Origin of the sequence: Synechocystis sp. FACHB-383 (assembly GCF_014698605.1) — a bacterium.
GTDB classification, from domain to species: Bacteria; Cyanobacteriota; Cyanobacteriia; order Cyanobacteriales; family Microcystaceae; genus Synechocystis; species Synechocystis salina.
The window spans coordinates 27,206-48,173 of the sequence record NZ_JACJTJ010000033.1 but is presented as its reverse complement, the minus strand read 5'-3'; the positions used below and the strand labels follow the sequence as shown (position 1 = coordinate 48,173).

The window sequence follows — 20,968 nt, the reverse complement described above, 5'->3', positions numbered from 1 at the left end:
TTCTTGGTATTTTCATAGATATTCAAGAAGAAATTCATATAAAGAGCAATATATTAAATAAATTTGCAAAAAATAAAGGACGAAAGATTCCAGTCCTGGGAAGGGTAAAAACTGGTTAAAACAAGACAAGCTTATTATAGGGTAAAAGATTGCAATTTAGATCCTGGCACTGAACATTGTATTGTCAATTTAACTTAGAAGCGAGAGATTTGAACAACATTTTTTCGACAATGATTGTAAACTCATTATCTAGGTGGTTAATCACCGGCAAGGAATTCTCGAGATCACAACATAAAACTGCAGGATATACCTCCGAAAAAAGACTGAGCGAAGAATTTGGCATAATTGTCAGATATATCCAAATTTCATGGGCTATTTTGGGGATATTTTTCCTACAATGCATTAATAAGGCAAAAATTTAGTTTGATGGAGATACGGAATAATCATGAAGTTAGTGGGAAGAAAATAAATCGGGGTTGGACTCTCAGAACGGACAGGTAGGAAAAATGAATTTTTGTGATGAACTAGTCAGATATTTGCCGATATTTAGAGTATCGTAAAGAAGAAGTCTTTCTTTATGGCTTTTTCATATTTGAATGGTATCCAAGCTTAGAATGCTCTTTTTTGCCATTAATTAGCGCTGTGTAAGCTTTTCAGATCTCAGATATTTTTCTCGGTTTTTCCTGGTCAGCTTATAGGTGTTTTGCTCTATTGAATAGACATATTGTCCATTCTCAAAATCCTCATGGCCTAACTTTTTGTTTCCATGGCAGGTTTACTCATCAGCAAGTCCAAAAAACAATAAAACTTATAGCTAATTCAACTAAAAATACGGCAATATAAATAATTAAGGTACTTTTAATACAAGCCTTGTAGAAATCTCTACTGTCTTAATTTTATTTCAAGCAGCTATATCCGCTAAGGAGTTTACAGCAAATTCCGAATCAACTTGACACACACAGGATAGTCGTAATGATTATTCTGTAACGGTTTTGCTGTGCCACTCAAATACCGTAACCATTGTAACTTTTCTAAAATTATTCTCTTTCTTGGTTAATGCAATGACTCCAACCCTCAAAATCTCGGCTTTTAAAGATATTTCAGCTTTTTTATTGAGCACCCTCCAGCCGCAGTTAGATATTAACTTAGAAATTAAATATGTCAAAAATGCTGATGAAGCCCATCAAGATTTGTTCGACAATAATGCCGATATAGTTTTAATGTCCTATGACGATACTTTGTCCCTATCATTAGAGGATAAATATTCTGCAATTTTGGCCCTTTTCCCCATTCACGGAGGCATTTTAGACCTGTGTGGCGAGATTGATCCAGAAGCGAATAAAAATAGAATTGGAATTGATACAAACACCGGTTACGCTAGGGCTTTACGTTCTTATTTAAGCCAAAAGCTCACGCCAGAAGAATACCAAAACTTAGATTTTATCAAGGCAGGTGCCACTAATTTACGCTATGACGAACTAATTAACAATCAAATCGATGCTACTTTACTCAATCCTCCCTATTCTTACTTAGAAGGTGCCCAAGCTGATCCAGGTTTTCAGCTTTTTTTAGGGGACTATCAAGGGGTTGTAGCTAATACGAATAAATATGTTTGGCAGGACCTCGACAAACGAGCTTTGCTAAAGGATTTTATGGTCAGTTATCAAGCTATGTTGCAAAATCTAGAAATGAATTCACAATCAACTATTCAAAGCTTATCCGATTACTATAGCATTTCTACAGACATAGCAACTAATATCTATAATCGTCTATGGATGCCCAATGGCTTGAATGTCAATTTTCAGTTTAACGACCTCCAATTACAAGGGACGGAGTCTATTTTTTCCCAAGACACTAATGTCTTTGTTCCTTTGAAACGTTATTGGATCCTGAATCAAGACTTGAATAGCTTTTATCTTGATCCCAATGCAACTGATGCTTTTAATTTTCAGCCTAATACGGACAATTTAGGAAGTTTAGTCTACGATATTAGCTCTGTCTCCGGAGAAATTAAAGGCGAAATTGATGATGGTGCGTTGTCCCAAACCAATGCTCTATTTCATAACCTGGTGGGGTTTTATGCGGTGAAAAACACAAGCGGAAGCATTCTCGATGTGGATGATCTTAATGATAATGGTCTGGTAGATGACTTGCTAAATCCAGGGGATAAAGGCTATGCCCAAACTGCGCTTCGTCAACACGTCAATAATTTTTTTCTGGAAGCTGGGGCCAATGGTGATCCCAGTAAAAATACCACTGCAAGTGAATTTGGAGAAGTGGTTTTGGCCGGAGGACGTTTTTATGCTCCTTTTTTAATCGCCAATGGGGGAGATTTATTAACGAAGTCAGGCAGTTTTGAGCAGGCGATCGCCGCTTTTTTAGCGCTCAATCCCGGGAATACAGGAGCCAGCCTGGAAGATTTTCAAACTAAGGCTGTTGCTTATTTTAGTTTTGGTGCCGCCAATCCTGATGCTTCTGAACATCTGCGCCGCCTGGAAAATAACACTTTTGGCTTTGAAGACCTGCCCAGTATTGCTGGGGTCAGTGACTATGACTTTAATGACAGTGTGTTTAGCTTTTTTTATCGCACCTAGATTTTTGTTTTTTAGAAATTATTCTGGCCGGACGGCAGGACTACTTTATGCAAACCCACCATAATCCAGACCCCGGCGATCGCCCAGCCAACGTCCATATCTTCGCAATCAGTGCCTGGAGAATGTCAGAATAGGGGCAACTTGTTGTCCTTGCCGTTAAACCATGCCGACCCAGCTTGATAACATCACTTCCCCGGAAACTTCCCCTGATTATTTGGACGAAGTGCCTAATGACATGGAAATGTCTTTGTTTGATCACCTTGATGAACTTAGAACTCGCATTTTTCTGTCCTTGGGGGCAGCCTTGGTCGGAGTGGTGGCCTGCTTTATCTTTGTCAAACCCTTGGTGCAATGGCTCCAGGTACCGGCGGGCACAGTAAAATTTTTGCAGCTTTCCCCTGGGGAGTTTTTTTTCGTTTCCGTTAAGGTAGCGGGCTACAGCGGCATCCTCGTGATGAGTCCCTTTATCCTCTACCAAATTATTCAATTCGTTTTACCTGGTTTAACCCGTCGGGAACGTCGATTGCTAGGGCCGGTGGTGCTGGGCTCCAGCGTGCTTTTTTTTGCCGGTCTAGGCTTTGCCTACTATGCCCTCATCCCCGCTGCGCTCAAATTTTTTGTCAGCTACGGGGCAGATGTGGTGGAGCAACTATGGTCCATTGATAAATATTTTGAGTTTGTGCTTCTGTTGATGTTTAGCACGGGGCTAGCCTTTCAAATTCCGATTATTCAAGTGGTTCTGGGCTTTTTGGGCATTGTCTCCTCCGAGCAAATGCTCAAGGGTTGGCGCTTTGTGATTTTGGGGGCGATGGTGCTGGGGGCAGTCCTCACCCCTTCCACGGATCCCCTCACCCAATCTCTTTTAGCTGGAGCAGTGCTGGGGCTTTATTTTGGGGGCATCGGTTGCGTGCGCTTACTGGGTAAATAGTCCCCAATCCTTTATCATTTGAAGTACGTTGCTTAACATTAAGAAATATTAAGATGGCATCCTCCGTTGCAATTAGGGAACTTCCTATTTTTCCACTGCCTGAAGTTGTGCTTTTCCCTGGGCGGCCCCTGCCCCTGCACATTTTCGAGTACCGCTACCGGATGATGATGAACACCATTTTGGAAGACGATCGCCGTTTTGGGGTGTTGATGATTGATCCCAGCACAGGGGAAATTTCCGATGTGGGTTGCTGTGCAGAGGTGTTGCGCTACCAAAGATTACCCGATGACCGGATGAAGGTTTTAACCCTGGGACAGCAGCGTTTTCGGGTGCTGGAATATGTGCGGGAAAAGCCCTACCGAGTCGGTTTAGTGGAATGGATTGATGATAAATACACGGGGCAGGATCTCCATGGCTTGGCCAAAGAAGTCGATCGCCTGTTGCATGACGTGGTTAATCTCTCCGCCAAGTTGACCGACCAGAATTTGGAATTGCCCGATGATTTACCCGTGTTGCCGGTGGAATTGTCCTACTGGGTAGCAGGAAATCTTTATGGCGTTGCCAGTGAGCAACAGAGTTTGCTGGAATTACAGGACACCGCCGAGCGCTTGCAACGGGAAGCGGAAATTCTCATGTCCACCCGCAACCATCTCGCCGCCCGCACAGCGTTAAAGGATGTTTTGGGTACAGAGGGAGAAGAATAGAATATTGTTTAAAAAAAGCTAAAAAAAAGCCCTGTTCCGGAGAATCAGGGCCTTACTGACCAAACTAATTTGCTAGAGAAGAGAAATTTTACAGTTGGGGAATTAATTGTTCCTTAACGGGAACCTCGGCGTATTCCGCCACAATTTGCCGAAATTCTTCCCCGTCAATGGTTTCTTTCTCAATTAAAAGATCCACGAGGCGATCGACTACTTCCCGTTGTTCTTGAACGATTTTGCGGGCCATTTGGTGACCCTGTTCGGCCAACTGCCGCACCTGGACATCAATACGGGTGGCTACTTCTTCGGAGTATTCAGAACGGTTCATCAAGCCACCGCCGAGAAATACTTCCCCACCTGAACTCTCCAAAGAGATGGGGCCAAGGTTGCTCATGCCAAAACGAGTTACCATCTGGCGGGCCATTTCGGTTACCTGTTGTAGGTCACCACCGGCACCAGTGGTTACTTCGTCATCGCCAAAGACTTCTTCTTCCGCAGCTCGACCGCCCATGGCACCGGCAATGCGGGCCATCAGTTGGGATTTGGTGGTCAGGCCTTGTTCCTCATTGGGGGTGAACCAGGTCAAACCTTGGGCTTGGCCCCGGGGAATGAGGGTGACTTTTTGCACCGGATCATGATCTTTTAACAACGTGCCGACAATGGCGTGGCCGACTTCGTGATAGGCAATTAAGCGCTTACTTTTGCTGTCCACCAAGGGAGTGCCTTCCATCCCGGCCACAACCCGGTCTACGGCATCGTCAATTTCCAACAGGGTAATGGCAGATTTACGACGGCGGGCGGTGAGGATAGCGGCTTCATTCAACAAGTTGGCCAAATCAGCTCCACTGAAACCAGGGGTACGGCGGGCAATGGAGTCGATGGAAACTTCCGGCGCTAGTTTTTTGTTGCGGGCGTGGACCTCTAAAATTTCCTTACGACCGGCGTAATCGGGAGCATCCACCATCACTTGGCGATCGAAACGACCGGGACGCATGAGGGCGGAATCGAGCACGTCGGGACGGTTAGTGGCGGCAATGATAATAATCCCCGTATTGCCTTCAAAACCATCCATTTCCGTCAGCAATTGGTTGAGGGTTTGTTCCCGCTCATCGTTACCACCACCGATGCCAGCGCCCCGTTGCCGACCCACTGCATCAATTTCATCGATGAAGATCAAACAGGGGGCATTCTCTTTGGCTTTTTTGAACAGATCCCGCACCCGGGAAGCACCAACCCCCACAAACATTTCTACGAATTCAGAACCGGAAATACTAAAGAAGGGAACTCCCGCTTCCCCGGCGATCGCCTTGGCGAGGAGGGTTTTACCTGTACCGGGAGGGCCCACTAGGAGCACGCCTTTGGGAATTTTGGCCCCTACAGCGGTAAAGCGTTCGGGCTGTTTGAGAAAAGTTACTACCTCTTGCAGTTCTTCTTTAGCTTCGTCAATGCCGGCCACATCATCAAACATGACACCGGTTTTGGCATCCATTTGAAAGCGGGCTTTGGATTTACCAAAGTTCATGGCTTGGCCGGGGCCGCCGGGCATATTGCTGGAACGGCGGAAGAGAAAAAAGAGGGAAGCAATTAAAAGGACAGGGAAAATTAAATTACCTACAAAGCCCCAAACCATGCCATTGTTGCGGACAGGGTGGGAATCAAGGCGAATGTCGGCATCCCGTAAACGGGCAATCAATTCCGGGGCATTGGTGGGGAGGTCAACCCGGGAACGGAGGGTCCGGTCTACTTCTGGATCACTAACTTGCACGATCGCCGTGCGGCCATTTTCATATAAATCCACACTGGTAATGCGGCCAGCATCCACATATTCTAGGAAGCGGCCATAGGTCATGCGGGTGTTAGCAGTGTTGGAACCGAGGTTGGCATCTGCCCCTCCAAAGCTCCCCTGCCAGAAGAAAAAGCCGACTACCAACAGGGGTAGGGACCAAAGTAGGGCAGTTCTCCAGGAAAATTTCATATGTTAGCTCACTTTAAAAGTTAAGACGGTCGTAGGATTTAGTGTAATCGGTTAATCGTGGAACGGAGACTGAACCCCGCTATGGAGGACTAGCTCCCCGACGCCGTGGAATTGATTAATCTTGTTGACAATGGACTTTTGTAACAAAATCTTAACTAAATGTAACGTAATTCTCATAATTACGACAACCCCCTAGCCCTGGGCGGATTACCGCAGGGTCTACCGAGTGGGGAATTTGCTAGCTTGGAAAGTAATCGTTGGGGGCAAGCCACCATGGGTCAGACCGTCACAGACAAGAACCTAACTCTGGAAGAATTTTCTCAGCTCCCAGAGGGGGAAGTTAATTACGAATTCCAGGACGGCACGGCGATCGCCAAAATGTCACCAAAACGCATTCATTCCTGCCTTCAACGGGCATTACTCTTCCTACTATCTGATTGGGGCAATCGGGAAGGTTGTGCTTTACCTGGGGAAGCTTACCCGGAATGGGCTATTTGTCTGCAAAAAGATGAGCAAGATTGGGCCCCTGTGCCGGATGTGACCTACATTTCCGACGGCAAACTAGCGCCCTTTAACCTAGAAAATGACCTTTGCCCGGTGGCACCGGAATTGGTGGTGGAAATTGTTTCCCCTGGTCAGTCCTTTGAAGTCATGGCCAAAAAAGCTGTGGACTACCTGGCCGCTGGAGTAGAAAGGGTCTGGATTATCGGCGATGCTGAAGGCACACTGCGTGCCCGCCACCGTAGTTTGACTATTTTTGCCCCCGATCGCCCCCCCATTACCTACCAAGGCGATCGGCTAGTGGAAGACGACCTATTGCCCCAGTTGAGTTTTACTGTTAATGAACTATTTGCCAAAGCTAAGGTTGAGATAAAAAATCAGCCCCAAACCTTTGTAATTCAGGGCTTAATCTGAGGCGACACGAAAACTTTTAGAGAAACAACTAGTTAATTCGTCGGTTTGGTTGACCAACTAGAAATCGGATTTAGATTTGGTGCGGATGGAGGAGCCTTAATGGTGTTTACCAGTTCCTCCCAAGTTAATCCAGAAATGTCGCATCTGGTTAGAACTAGAAGAATTAATTACTTTTTTAATAATTAATGAACCGGTCACCCCACCATCATTACCACCACCATTAACTCCGTAAACATAGTCTGGAGCCAAAATAAAAGCTTCAATGTTATTTCCCCCAGAGGCCAATATCCGCGGCGGACTAGAAGAATGAGCCGCTTCTCCGTAACCAAAAATATTCAAATCCGTCGGCTTATAATTAGTACATGTTCCAGAGCAAGAGTGGTTTAAATGGGTGTTGCCGCTCACATTCATGTCGCCCTTGACGTGCATCATCACGAGAAATCTTTGACCAGTAGTGGGATTAACGGTTTTTACATTGACGGTATCGTTTCCACCCAGAGCTATTTTGTTGATGCAGTAAACATAGGCAGGAAGAGTTGTTCCATCATTGAGGGTCATGTTCGTACTAGTGTCGCCACTTCTCGGCAAAGTCATACTCCCAGACAAGGTGGCAAAAGTATTAGAGGCTGGACAGGCAGGATAGGGGGGCAAATCCGGCTGGGGCACATTACTGTACATCGCTTCATAGGTACCAATGGCAACCTCACTGTTGGGGAAATCAGCAGGGTCAACGGAAGCATTGCAGTCATTAACAATGATGTCGGAATAGACATCTTGATTGCCCGCAACGATTTCATTACCGGTGGCGGTTTCCGTAACCCATAAACTTGAAACCGAGGCATTATTGGGGAGACGGGTAATGGGGATTTTTACTTCTAACCGTGACCGGGCCTCATTGGCGGCATTGCGGTTAATGGCTCCTTCCATAACTAAGGTTCCTGTGCCCGGCCCAAGACCGATCGCCCCTCCATTGGCGGTATCTGGAGTGTATTGATAGCTAACTAAGCGAAATTCACCTTGGGGCAAAGTTTTCCAAGCCCGATTACTGGCAGTTGCCGTTATATCGGTGGTGGTGGTTACTCGTGGCTGACAGGCCGCACCGGGGGTGGTAATTGTCCAGCTTCCTAGGTTAGGGAGATTATGCCAACTGGGGGTACTATCGGTATCGCTGCAAGTACTACTGCCGGAATTCCAATTCTGACAATCTGGTAAGGCGGCGATGAAGCGATTGGCCGGGGTATTCATCAAGTTAATTAACTTGGTAATGCCTGCTTCAGCAGCATTTTGGGCTTGGTCGGTGGCCGCTTTGCTAGTGGAGTTATTTTGCTGAAACATTGACCTTTGCATGATCACGACGGCAATAATCGTCAGCACTAGGCCAACCATGATTGCCATTGGCAAGGCAAAACCACCGTTATCAGCAGGGCGGCGGTAAGAAAGAATTATGAAGCGGAAAAATTTGTGAGGATTCATAAGCGGTGCCCAACCTAACCCAGGGAGCTTTTTTAACCCACTAAAATTCTGATCGGGTTTACTGGGCTACTTTCCATTATCGTCTTGATTGAGGCAATGGCAAGCTAATTTTTATGACGGCGATCGCCAAAAATAAAGATAATTCAGCAATTACCACAGGCGGCTACAAATCCTAATTTAAAGTTCAGTAAATATAGCTAGAAAAACCAAGTATTTTTAGCAAAGTACTATTTGAATAGGACAAGGAATGGGCTTGTGCCCTCCGCTCAGGGTCGAGATGGAATGATCTACGACGAGCTGTCAAACATTGTGATACCATGGGCAAAAGAAAGGAAAAACGTCCCCGATCGCCTTTTGTGGCATGGAATAGGGCGTTGCCCCGACCCGTTCAACCACGAGTCCCTATAAATAAAATTGCCAAGAAGTATGTCTAAAAAATTCTTAACAATCCTCGCTGGCCTTTTGCTAGTGGTATCCAGTTTCTTTTTGTCCGTTAGCCCCGCTGCCGCTGCCAGTGCAACGGTAAAAATGGGTTCTGATAGTGGTGCCCTCGCCTTTGACCCCAGCACCGTCACCATTAAAGCTGGGGACGAAGTTAAATGGGTTAACAACAAGCTCTCTCCCCACAATGTTGTCTTTTCCGCCGCCGATGGTGTGGACGATGCCACCGCTGCTAAGCTCTCCCACAAAGGTTTGGCCTTTGCTGCTGGCGAAAGCTTCACCTCCACCTTCACCGAACCCGGCACCTACACCTACTACTGTGAACCCCACCGGGGCGCTGGCATGGTAGGCAAGGTTGTCGTTGAGTAATCCGACGGGTCCATTCTTCCGTTGTTGATTTAAGCTTAATGCTATGGGATCTGTCTCTAACTCCCTCAGTTTTCCCAAATGGTAGAGAAAAGTAAAATTTCTCTTGCTGATTGGGGGTTGCGGGGAACGGATCGAAAGTCTACAAAACAGATTCTTGACTAAGCCATCTACTTAGAAAAACTTCTGCGTTTTGGCGATCGCATCTTTTAACCGAGATGCGATTTTTTTATCCCAAATTTCCAGGGTACCAAGGCTCGAATTAGGACAATATCTAGAAAAAATTGACGAGGAAATAAATTTGATTTTTTCTGTTCACCATATCCGAAAATCTTTCAGCATCGTTATCTAAAATGACTACCTTTACACCGATTTCTTAACCAAACACCAGGTTATCAATGATCTGTTGTAGTTGGCCGTTATCCCTAAGCTCTAGAGCAATTCTATGATTTTTGGAAGGATATTCCACTAGCAGACAGGTTTCGCACTCAAGATATTCAGCATGTCTCCTATCAGCCCCATCACAGGCATGAGCAGGATAATGAATTTCAACCTGGGTTGCGTAGGGCTGTAAATTTTTTAAATCTAAACAATCGTGAAATGAAAACTCACCAAAAGTAAAATCTGTATTTGTTTTAAGCTGATTCAAATAGCGACAGGTATTATCGAAACGATTATCATGCAGAACTGAATTCTTAGTCTCATTTAAAACAGTCTGGGGCGCGAAACTGATCACTTTATCAAACTTGAGAAGATGACCAAATAAAATAACTGCATAGCCACCAGAGGAACAACCTATACCAACAATTTTTTTATATTTCTTCTGTCCAATTAATCCCTCTAGCCACGCTAGGGTCTCTTGCATCGTCTTCGTTTCGTTCTTGATGCCATCTAAATAGTATCGACATTGAATATCTCGAATAAATAGCTGATCAACCTGTGTATATTGTTGAAGAAAATTATGAAAAACAAAAGTCGGAATTGAATTCTTATCACCAAAGCCAGCAAAGGAAACCAGTAAAGTATCTGAATCTTGGTCTATATACCAATGGTTATCTGTGTCGGACCAAGGTTTTTGTTTCCGATCACTGTAATCTAGATCATAGTTGGGCTTATTGATCGATTTTTCTGATTCCTGGCTTAATAAATTGGGGATGTATTGTTTGAGTGAATCGGTTGATTGTAGTTTCTTTTTGCCGCCATCTTCATCAAACATAAATGATAGCAACGTATATCTTTTTCCAGAAATTACTGGTTTCACACCATGTAAAAGTTCTGGTTTAAAAATAATACAAGCGCCCTTCTTTAGCTTAAATTCTCGGTCGAGGGTAGGAAAATAAAGTTCCCCGCCTTCATAGGCTTCGGGGGCAGACAGAGCAATGACAAAACTTAGTTTTCTGTGCTCCATTTCCCCCTGGATGTCAGTATGTGGATTGTAGTGACTCTTATTTTGACCATCATAAAATCCAATTTTCCAACGCTCCCTATATTGAATTGCAATATCAAACTTTTCTTTGGCTAAGCCATCCACTGCATTAAAAATAAAGGTATCAACTGGGGCGCAATCAATCCTAGAAAGAAAGCAATCCTGTCTGATCTTTTGTTTAGGATCGACACGCATACCAACTTTAGATGATTGAAATTCGTATTTTTTCAAAGTTTCAAAAATATACGAGATCAAAGAATCGGGAAGTAAATTTTCTACGATGATATAGTCGATCATTGTTTAATTTAATCCTGAGCTCAGTCACAAAAGAGAAATAAAATCATAGCTTCTATCTCTCTAATTGATTTTAAATTAAATTACAGATGATGATTATGAAGGAGAGTAAGGGGGAAGTTATTTGTTTTTTGGCAGTACATCTACTCCGTCATTTCGTTTGTGATCCGTGGTGCCCATTATACTGAAGTGTACGTTAAATGCCCTCGGGTATAGCGTAGGACTTATGGCCCGCGGAACTCCCATTAGTTAAACTAGGGGATGGACCCAATCCAATTAAGTTAGTTATCAAAACTTTGCAGTTGCCATGACCCTTCGATCGCCAGTGGAATTCCAAGACCAATTTGATGTCATCGTGGTGGGGGCGGGCCATGCGGGCTGTGAAGCGGCCTTGGCTACGGCGCGGTTAGGCTGTCGCACCCTCCTGTTAACTCTCAATTTAGACCGCATTGCTTGGCAACCCTGTAACCCCGCCGTGGGGGGCCCGGCCAAATCCCAGTTGACCCACGAAGTAGATGCCTTGGGGGGGGAAATTGGTAAAATGGCTGACCGTACCTATCTGCAAAAACGGGTGTTGAATATTTCCCGGGGACCGGCGGTGTGGGCGTTGCGGGCCCAAACGGATAAACGAGAATATGCGGCGGTGATGAAAAATATTGTGGAAAATCAACCCAATCTATCCATTCGGGAAGGAATGGTGACGGATTTGGTGCTGGGGGAAAATGATGAAATCCAAGGTGTGCAAACCTACTTTGGCGCCTGCTTTGGGGCCCAGTCTGTGGTGATTACGACGGGGACTTTCCTGGGGGGCAAAATTTGGATTGGCAATAAGTCCATGCCAGCGGGGCGGGCCGGCGAGTTTGCCGCAGTGGGATTAACGGAAACATTGAACACCTTGGGCTTTGAAACTGGCAGATTAAAAACAGGGACTCCAGCCAGGGTAGACCGGCGATCGGTAGACTATGACAAATTAGAGCCCCAACCCCCCGACGACCAAGTAAGTTGGTTTAGCTTTGACCCAGCCCTGTGGGTGGAACGGGAGCAAATGAATTGTTACCTAACCAGAACAACAGCTAAAACCCATCAATTAATTAAAGATAATCTCCACCTCTCTCCTATTTATGGTGGCTTTATTGACTCCAAAGGGCCCCGTTATTGTCCTTCCATCGAAGACAAAATTGTGCGTTTTGCCGATAAAGAAAGCCATCAAATTTTTATCGAGCCGGAAGGTCGGGACATTCCCGAACTCTACATCCAAGGTTTTTCCACGGGGCTACCGGAAAATGTACAACTGGCCATGTTACAGACTTTGCCGGGGCTCGAAAATTGCGTCATGCTGCGGCCAGCCTATGCAGTGGAATATGACTTTTTACCAGCGACCCAATGCTACCCCAGCTTAATGACAAAAAAAGTGGCAGGGCTATTTTGTGCTGGACAAATTAATGGCACCACCGGCTATGAAGAAGCGGCGGCCCAAGGCTTAGTAGCCGGCATCAATGCGGCGCGTCATTGTCAAGGTAAATCCTTGGTCATCTTCTCCCGGGAGGAAAGTTATCTCGGTACCTTAATTGACGATTTATGCACCAAAGATTTGCGGGAACCCTACCGGATGCTCACCAGCCGTTCCGAGTACCGTTTAATTTTGCGTTCTGACAATGCCGATCAAAGGTTAACTCCCTTAGGACGGGAAATTGGCTTAATTGACGATCGCCGTTGGGACCTATTCCAGACTAAACAGGCTAACATTACAGCGGAAAAGGAAAGGCTGTACAGTACCCGCATTAAGGAACAGGACGAGGTGGGTAAAAGCATCGCCGACTATACCCAGCAAAGGATTAAAGGTTCTATTGTTTTGGCCGATTTATTAAGGCGGCCGGGATTCCATTATCCCGACTTGGAAAAATTTGCCTTGGGGGATGGCAGTTTAACCGCCGAGGAAAAACAGGGCGTGGAAATCGAAATCAAATACTCAGGCTACATTAAACGGCAACAAACCCAAATTGAACAGGTGAGCCGCCACAGCCAAAAACGTTTGCCCCCAAGCTTAAATTACATGGCCATTGAAACCCTATCCATGGAAGCGAGGGAAAAACTAACCCAGTTCCAACCCCTCACCATTGGCCAGGCTGGTCGCATTGGGGGCGTTAACCCCGCCGATATTAATGCCCTCTTGGTTTATCTGGAAAGTCAACTAAGGCGATCGGTTTCCCCCTGAGCAATTTGAATTATGGGGGCGGGGTTTAAGGGCAATTTGATCACCATTGTTGTCCCTTTTTCCGGCACCGATTCTACTTGTATTGTCCCTCCCTGGAATTCCACATAGCGTTTAACAATGCTCAGTCCCAAACCAGTGCCGGGAACGTCCCCCACATTACTGGCACGGTGGAAAGCTTCAAACAGTTTTTCTCGATCCTGGGGAGGAATGCCGATGCCTTCATCCTGTACTTGGAAAAGTAAATGATCTTCATCCCTACTAATGTCCAGGGTAACAGTACTGCCCGGGGCTGAATATTTAATTGCATTACTTAAAACATTTTCCAACGCATGGCGGAGCAGCCTCACATCCACCAATGAGCGTTCCTCCGGCTTGAGATGGTAGTTAAACTCCAGATTGTGTTCACTGCCTAGGCCACAGCTAAAATTCTCGATTACATCGTTACCCAAGTTTCTGAGGTTTGTGTTACCCAGCTCAATTTCTAGTTTATTGGCGTCGTAGCGGCTGATGGAAAGTACATCATCAATCAGTTGTTTTAGCCGTTGGCTAGCATTTTGAATATTATTAATGTAGTGCTGTTTCTTTTCTAGAGAAAGGCGGTCAAAATATTTGGATAACAACTCTCCAAATCCAATAATAGAAGTCAAAGGGGTACGAAATTCATGGGAAACAATATCGACAAATTGGCTTTTGGCTTCATTTAACTCCCGTTCTTTGACTAAGGATCTCAATATTTCGATTTCCGCCCGTTTAATGTCGGTAATATCCTGACCAAATACCACCACTCGAGCGGCTTCTGACAGATCATCCACTAAAAATTCTACTGTTTGTGCCCAAATTTGTGTGCCGTCTTTTTTCTCCATAGAAAAAATAGTCCACTCCCCTAGGTTAAAACGGGCTTGTTCTAAATTTTCTGCATGCTCTTCTCGGTGAATTTTCTGCCATAGCAGTGGATCTTCATACATTTCTTGGGGAGTGTAACCAGTTAAACTTTCAAAAGAAGGATTAATGTAATACCACTTGCTAAAATTCATCGTTCTCATACCGAAGAAAATTGGCAGGTTTTCCACAATACAACGTAGGGTAGCTTCGTTATCTTGAATAATTTGTAACTGTTTTCTTTGCTCCGTTATATCTTGAATTACCGCCAGCACATTGGTCTCATTTTTTGAAGTGATCAGGGCAGTGGAAATTTCAATTGTACGCAGAACTCCGTCCCGGCGGACGATTTGCCACTCCTCCTTGACCATGTCTACCCCAAAAGCCACCGCTTTCATTCTGGCTATCGCCCTTTGTCGAGATTGTTCATCGGGGTATAGGGTCTGATACCAGCCGCACTGATTAATTTCTTCCCGACTATAGCCCGTGATGGTTTCCATGATTGGATTCCAAACACTAAATTCCAGGAAAGGAAATTGGGTAACTGGCTGATAAACACATAACCCTTCCACCATTTTTTCCAATAATTGCTGACGAAAGTAATTTTCCCGTTGCAATTGAGCTTGAATCGTTTTTTGCAGAGTTATATCATGGACTATGCACTGAACAATCGAATGATTTTCATAGGTAATCACACTGGCAGAAATGTCGACGGAAATTAATTCTCCAGATTTTTTTACCAATTTGACATCGGTTAACTCGGCAATTTGTTCTCTTCTGAGGATGCGCCAAAAGTGTCTTTGTTGAGCCTGGAACTCTGAAGGCAATAGCCTGATGTCAAGCAAAGACCGTCCAATTAATTCTTCTTGGCTGTAACCACTTAACTCCACGGCCCGATAGTTTACTTCCAGGACAATGAAATCAATCGTAATTAAAATAATTGCGTCACTGGCATCCCGCACTAGGGCTCGATATTTTGCTTCTTGGGTAGCCAGGGTAATGCTCACCTGTTCTTTTTCAATAATTTCCTGTAATAATTGACTATTGCTAGTTTCCAACTCACTAGTTCTTTCTTCAATCAGCACTTCTAGATTTTCATTAATAGTTTTTAGTTGAATTTCCGCTTGCTTGCGTTCAGTAATGTCGGAAAAAGTCACCACCACTTCCTGGATGGTATTTTCATTGTAGGATTCAGGATAGGCATTAATATATGCCCAAAGTACTCGATCAATATCGGAACGGTAAATCCCCATTTCAAAGTTTCTGCAGGGCAATTGATTGGCTAAAACCTGGGCCACTGGAAACTCTTCTTTTTTCAGCTTTTTTCCTGTTCCATCAAAAAACATCCAGTATTCATCTTCTATATTTCTGCCTTCTAAATCCGTTAAACCCAGGAATTTTTCTGCCCGAGGATTAGCATAAACAATTTCGGTGTCGGCTTTATGAACTACCACGCCATTGTCGAGATTTTCTAATAGACGGTAATATTTATTTTGATTTTCCCGCAGTTCATTTTCCATGCGTTTGCGGTCACTAATATCCCGTAGGGAAACCAATTTTGCCAATTGTCCATACCAAGTAATCTCAGTTACACTAACATCAACGGTATAAACATTACCGTCGTCCACTGATAAGCTAAATTCCGTATTTTCCAATGGGCTACAAATGGTTCCCACTAGTTCTTCCAAAGTACAGTTGAGAAACTTAACTGCTTGGGCATTGGCATAACAAATATGATTATCTTGGTCTAATACCAATAGCCCGTCGTTAATACTGGCAAAAATATCTCGGAAATTGGCCTCGCTATTCCTGATAGCCTGCTCTGTTTGAGCCCATTCTGAAATATCCCGACAATTGTAAAGATAAACACCACCGTTAATGGCAACTTTCTTAAGATTGATGAGTAAGGAGTGAATTTTACCTCGCTTATCCTGAATGCTGTGCTGTAAATTTTGCAATTCTCCTTTCTCTTTTAGTTCATACTCGTTAAAACTAAAATCACCCAGAAGTATCTTAATATTTTCCATGGCGTTTACTTCTGCCACAGAATAACCAAAAATTGTATCAACTTTGGGACAAATAAAAGTAAATTTTCCGATTGAATCAGTAACAAAAACGGTATCAGAAATGTTAGCTAAGATTATTTGACTAAGTTGTTCTATCTGACTATTATTTTCGTCAACACAAACGGATTCAGTAAAATTTTCCAGATAGCTGTTATGGTATTCCAGGGTTTGCTTTTGCTGGAAAAATTGTAAATAAATTTTGACTTTGGTCTGGAGAAAAAATTCATTGGGCGGTTGCTCAAGAAAATCAACTACTCCCAAAATATCTATTTCGGCCATTGCCTTGGTAATAATTTCTTGCCGAGCCAGAAAAATAATTGGGGTTTGTTCCGCCAGGGGAAAAGAACGAATAATTTTAGCGGTATTTAACCCGTTTAACTCAGGCATTTCCTCCGCCAAAATCATTAAGGCAAACTCTGTGGTGGCGGCGGTGGCGATCGCCTCTCGGCCGGAGTTGGCTGTGATTATTTCCACCGGTAGGGAACCCAGGGCGTGGGACAGGGCAGCAAGACGTTCCTGGTGCTCATCCACTAACAGGACTTTGGGGCTAGGAATGATAGGCATGGGTTCCAAGGTCAGACATTAATTAAGACAGGGAAAATTCCATTTTTCGGGAGATGGGGGCCTTCCCCACGGGCGGTGGACTATCCCCTGCATTAAAATGTTAGTCTCTAACGATTTTTGAATTTTCAAAGTTCCCTATGACCACTTTAACGCCCATCCATGTCATCGGTGGAGGCTTAGCGGGTACGGAGGCTGCCTGGCAAATCGCCCAAGCAGGAGTTCCGGTTATTCTGACGGAAATGCGCCCCGAACGCCTGAGTCCAGCCCACCACAGTCAGGATTTGGCGGAGTTGGTTTGTAGCAATTCCTTTGGCGCTAAAGCTGGCGATCGGGCAGCAGGACTTTTACAAACAGAATTACGCCAGTTAAATTCTCTGATTATCACCACAGCGGATCGCCATGCGGTGCCAGCAGGGGGCGCTTTAGCGGTGGACCGGGGGGTCTTTAGCCGGTCTTTGACAGAACAAGTGGCCAGCCATCCCCTGGTGGAATTACGGCGGAGGGAAGTAACGGAAATTCCCAGGGAAGGTATTACGGTTCTGACTACAGGGCCCCTCACTAGTCCGGCGCTAACGGAGGATTTGCAACGATTCACCGGCATGGCGTACCTCAGCTTTTTTGATGCGGCCAGCCCCATTGTGGTGGGGGACTCCATCAATAAGGAAGTGGCATTTTTTGCTTCCCGCTATGACAAGGGGGAGGCGGCCTATCTCAACTGTCCCTTTAACCGAGGCCAGTATCTCCATTTTTGGCAGGCATTATGTGAGGCGGAACAGGCTGCCCTGAAGGACTTTGACCGGGAAACAGCCAAGTTTTTTGAGGGGTGTTTGCCCATAGAGGAATTGGCCCAGCGGGGGGAGGATACTATGCGTTACGGCCCCCTAAAGCCCGTTGGTCTATTTGATGCCCGTTTGGGCGACTTCCGAGATCCAGCTAATAGGGAGAAAAAACCCTACGCGGTGGTGCAATTACGCCAGGAAGATAAGGCGGGACAATTGTGGAACATGGTGGGCTTTCAAACTAATTTACGCTGGGGAGAACAGGGACGGGTTTTCCGTTTAATTCCTGGCTTAGAAAACGCCGAGTTTGTCCGCATGGGGGTAATGCATCGCAATACCTTTATTAATTCCCCTCAACTCCTGAGCGCTAGTCTTCATTTCGGCGATCGCCAAAGCCTATTTGCGGCGGGACAATTAGTGGGAACGGAGGGTTATGCCGCTGCTACGGCTGGAGGATGGTTAGCCGGCACCAATGCGGCCCGGTTGGCGTTGGGTTTACCGTTGCTCACATTGCCCGTCACCACCATGATGGGAGCCTTATTTAACTTCATCAGTTCCGCTTCCCCCAAACATTTCCAACCCATGCCGCCCAATTTTGGCATTTTACCGGAGTTGCCCCAACGTATTCGCAATAAGCAAGAACGTTACGGCCAATATCGAGACCGGGCTTTGGCCGATTTAGAAGCTTGGCAAATTAGCATCAAAGATTTAGCAACCTGTCGAGTTTAGGGCTGGCAACTACCAAAAAAGTCGGCTTGGAATTGATACAAAGTCAAAATTAAGGAGCAATCCCATGGCAGACAGAGCCCTAATGGAAAAAATCAATGCCCTGCCCGATGCCATGAAAATTGAAGTAGAACACTTTGTCGAGTTTCTGCTGACTAAGCAATCACCAGTCAGTCCAGCAAATGATGATGGACAAAAAAAATGCCGTCAAGCAGGTGTTCTAAAGGGGAAAATTTGGATGGCCGATGACTTTTGATTGCATGATTATCACTCAGGCCCAATGCCATAATTTGTCCATCATTAGCAAGGACGAGAATTGTAAAAAATATGACATTAATTTGCTTTGGGAGTGAGAACAATAACCTGTTAATAGGTTCTGTCCTCATTGCCCAAACTTATCGATTAAATACCTTTGACGATCGCCCCGAAATCTCCCAATATTAGGGCATAATTACGGATTAGTCCGAGCAAGTTAAGGCGATTTTGCCGTAATTCGTTGTTTTCCGCCATCACCAACACGCTATCGGGGCCGTCGAAAAACTCTGCTACGGTGGGGGCCAACTCATGCAGAGCATTTACCAAAGTTTCATAGTCACGACTTTCTTGCACTTCTACCGCTTTGGGATAAATGGCCAACAATGCTTGGTAAACTGCTTTTTCCGAATCCTGGACCAGTTGGGGGGCTTGGATCACGGGACGGGGGTCTAGTTGGTCTATGGGTAAAGTACCCTTACTAGCTAGCTTGGCAGAACGATTAACCGTGGGATAAATCGCGTCTAAATGACCGTTGTCCCGCAATTCTTGCAGATATTGAGCCCTTTCCCTCACATCCTGTAAATCCGCCAACAGACGGTCAGACAATGTACTTTCAGCATCGTTGGAGTTTGTTTCCCCACTGCCCAACACAGCGTTGACTAGATCATAATCAATGCCCTGTTCATCCTGCAGTAAGGTTTGTAATCTTTGCAGAAAAAATGACTTTAGCGCTGGCAGCGGAGAGGTTTTGTCCGGGTGGGAGGTGACAAAATCTTGGCAACCCTGGGTCAATAACTCCAGTAAATTGATTTCCAGGCCCGCCGCCCAGGCTACGTTAATCACGGCATTGGCGGCCCGCCGTAGGGCAAAGGGATCGGAAGAGCCGGTGGGAAGTAAACCCAGACCAAAAATACTCACCAGGGTATCAAGGCGATCGGCCATGCCCACCACTTGACCGGGTAAACCTTGGGGTAAATCATCATCCTGGTGCCGGGGGAGGTAATGCTCCACAATGCCCTGGGCCACCGCCGCCGATTCACCGCTCACGAGGGCATATTTTTCCCCCATAATGCCTTGCAATTCAGGAAATTCGTACACCATTTGGGTTACCAGATCCGCTTTGCATAGCATGGCGGTACTGTCGATTTCCCCCCGTTGTTGTTCCGTTGCTCCCAACTGATCGGCGATCGCCGCCGCCATTTCCATAATGCGGTCCACCTTATCCCGCATGGTGCCCAACTCTTCTTGGAAAGTAACCGTTTCTAGTTGAGGCAGGTAACTGTCGAGGCTGTCGTCACAGTCAGCTTGATAGAAAAATTTGGCATCGGCTAAGCGGGCCCGGATGACCCGGCCATTACCCGCCGCAATAATCTCCCCTTTGCTGGGATCACCGTTGGCGATGGTGATGAAATGGGGCAATAGCTGGCCATTTTTGTCCACCACGGGAAAGTAGCGTTGATGGGTGACCATGACGGTGGTAATCACCTCCCTGGGTAAATCCAGAAATTCCTGATCAAACTGTCCCAACACCGCGGTGGGATATTCCACCAACTGTTCCACTTCAGCGAGCAAATCATCATAAATAATTGCTTCGCCTTCTAGGGTGGCCACCTGGGCGGTAATTTGTTGCTCAATCATGGCCCGGCGTTCCTGGGGATCCACCACCACCCCGGCTTCTTTTAACTGGGACAAATAATTTTGCCCATGGTCTAAGCTGACTGCTTCTGGATGCAAAATGCGGTGCCCCCGGGAAAGGCGATCGCCGACTAGGGTAGTGGAGCCATTGTCAATTTGTAAGGGTAAAACTTGGTCATCCAACAGGCAAACCAACCAACGAATGGGCCGGGGAAAACGCCAATCTCCGTCTCCCCAGCGCATAAACCGTCGACCGTCTAGGGCTTTGAGCCAACCCAGGGCCAATGTGGGTAACAAATCTCGGCTCGCTTGGCCCTGCACTTGCTTATTGACAAAAATAAAATCCCCTTTGGGGGTGGAGCGGACTTCAAAATCCTCTGGGTTAACCCCCTGTTTTTTAGCAAAGCCCAACGCCGCGGGGGTGGGTTGGCCATCCTTGAAAGCGGCACTGGCCGGTGGCCCCTTAATTTCCTCTAGGCGATCGGGCTGGCATTCCGGTAAACCTTTGATCAACACCGCCAAACGCCGGGGCGTACCGTAAATTTCCACTGACCCCGGTTGTAAAAACTCCGCCGCCAAACCTGGGGGAATTAACCCTTGCCACTGGGCGATCGCACTACGAACAAAATCGGCGGGTAACTCTTCGGTTCCAATTTCAAATAGAAAAGTTTGCAGGGGCATAGGGCAAGGGGTCAATGGGTCGGTTAGGGAAGGCAAAAGCCACCACCAATAACCA

Annotated in this window: 13 protein-coding genes; 8 read left to right on the top strand and 5 right to left on the bottom strand. The window is 45.8% G+C overall.

All coding sequences use genetic code 11. The features are described from left to right. Positions 1-1,061: 1,061 nt before the first annotated feature. From H6G45_RS09820 to H6G45_RS09810, 3 genes are all read left to right on the top strand, one after another. Positions 1,062-2,594 (top strand): DUF4114 domain-containing protein, encoded by a 1,533-nt coding sequence (locus H6G45_RS09820; RefSeq protein ID WP_190598265.1) that lies wholly within the window; start codon positions 1,062-1,064, stop codon positions 2,592-2,594. A gap of 163 nt (positions 2,595-2,757) precedes the next feature. After that, on the top strand, positions 2,758-3,522 hold the full coding sequence (tatC, locus tag H6G45_RS09815) for a twin-arginine translocase subunit TatC (RefSeq protein WP_190598264.1): 765 nt from the start codon (positions 2,758-2,760) through the stop codon (positions 3,520-3,522). 53 nt (positions 3,523-3,575) lie between these two features. After that, entirely contained in the window at positions 3,576-4,226 is a 651-nt protein-coding gene (locus tag H6G45_RS09810) for an LON peptidase substrate-binding domain-containing protein (RefSeq protein WP_190598263.1), read from the top strand. Positions 4,227-4,314: 88 nt separating this feature from the next. Here H6G45_RS09810 and ftsH2 read toward each other — a convergent pair whose 3' ends face one another. Then, positions 4,315-6,198 (bottom strand): ATP-dependent zinc metalloprotease FtsH2, encoded by a 1,884-nt coding sequence (gene ftsH2, locus H6G45_RS09805; RefSeq protein ID WP_190598262.1) that lies wholly within the window; start codon positions 6,196-6,198, stop codon positions 4,315-4,317. A 243-nt stretch (positions 6,199-6,441) separates the two neighbouring features. On the opposite strand from ftsH2, the gene H6G45_RS09800 reads away from it, so the two are divergent. Beyond that, positions 6,442-7,113 carry a Uma2 family endonuclease gene (locus H6G45_RS09800; protein WP_242018123.1) on the top strand — a complete coding sequence of 224 codons (672 nt, stop codon included), beginning with the start codon at positions 6,442-6,444 and terminating at the stop codon, positions 7,111-7,113. Between the two features lie 96 nt (positions 7,114-7,209). Here the strand turns inward: H6G45_RS09800 and H6G45_RS09795 are convergent, their stop codons facing one another. Beyond that, the gene (locus H6G45_RS09795; RefSeq protein ID WP_242018122.1) at positions 7,210-8,586 is read right to left on the bottom strand and encodes a pilus assembly PilX N-terminal domain-containing protein; all 1,377 of its coding nucleotides are present in this window, start codon (positions 8,584-8,586) and stop codon (positions 7,210-7,212) included. A gap of 426 nt (positions 8,587-9,012) precedes the next feature. On the opposite strand from H6G45_RS09795, the gene petE reads away from it, so the two are divergent. Next, on the top strand, positions 9,013-9,396 hold the full coding sequence (gene petE / locus H6G45_RS09790; RefSeq protein WP_190598261.1) for a plastocyanin: 384 nt from the start codon (positions 9,013-9,015) through the stop codon (positions 9,394-9,396). Positions 9,397-9,769: 373 nt separating this feature from the next. Here petE and H6G45_RS09785 read toward each other — a convergent pair whose 3' ends face one another. After that, positions 9,770-11,116: a 2OG-Fe(II) oxygenase gene (locus tag H6G45_RS09785; protein ID WP_190598260.1), complete on the bottom strand. Its 1,347-nt coding sequence runs from the start codon at positions 11,114-11,116 to the stop codon at positions 9,770-9,772. Positions 11,117-11,420: 304 nt separating this feature from the next. Here H6G45_RS09785 and mnmG point away from each other — a divergent pair, with 304 nt between their 5' ends. Then, positions 11,421-13,328 carry a tRNA uridine-5-carboxymethylaminomethyl(34) synthesis enzyme MnmG gene (gene mnmG / locus H6G45_RS09780; RefSeq protein ID WP_190598259.1) on the top strand — a complete coding sequence of 636 codons (1,908 nt, stop codon included), beginning with the start codon at positions 11,421-11,423 and terminating at the stop codon, positions 13,326-13,328. Here the strand turns inward: mnmG and H6G45_RS09775 are convergent. Then, entirely contained in the window at positions 13,301-16,837 is a 3,537-nt protein-coding gene (locus H6G45_RS09775) for a PAS domain S-box protein (RefSeq protein WP_190598258.1), read from the bottom strand. The genes mnmG and H6G45_RS09775 overlap by 28 nt on opposite strands. A 137-nt stretch (positions 16,838-16,974) precedes the next feature. On the opposite strand from H6G45_RS09775, the gene trmFO reads away from it, so the two are divergent. Both trmFO and H6G45_RS09765 read left to right on the top strand, forming a co-directional pair. Then, a complete protein-coding gene (gene trmFO / locus H6G45_RS09770; RefSeq protein WP_190598257.1) occupies positions 16,975-18,345 on the top strand; it encodes an FADH(2)-oxidizing methylenetetrahydrofolate--tRNA-(uracil(54)-C(5))-methyltransferase TrmFO in 1,371 nt (456 codons plus the stop codon). Positions 18,346-18,409: 64 nt separating this feature from the next. Beyond that, positions 18,410-18,598, top strand: a complete 189-nt coding sequence (locus H6G45_RS09765; RefSeq protein ID WP_190598256.1) for a DUF2281 domain-containing protein — start codon at positions 18,410-18,412, stop codon at positions 18,596-18,598. 146 nt (positions 18,599-18,744) lie between these two features. Here H6G45_RS09765 and glyS read toward each other — a convergent pair whose 3' ends face one another. After that, a complete protein-coding gene (gene glyS / locus H6G45_RS09760) occupies positions 18,745-20,913 on the bottom strand; it encodes a glycine--tRNA ligase subunit beta (RefSeq protein WP_190598255.1) in 2,169 nt (722 codons plus the stop codon). Between the last annotated feature and the right edge of the window lie 55 nt (positions 20,914-20,968).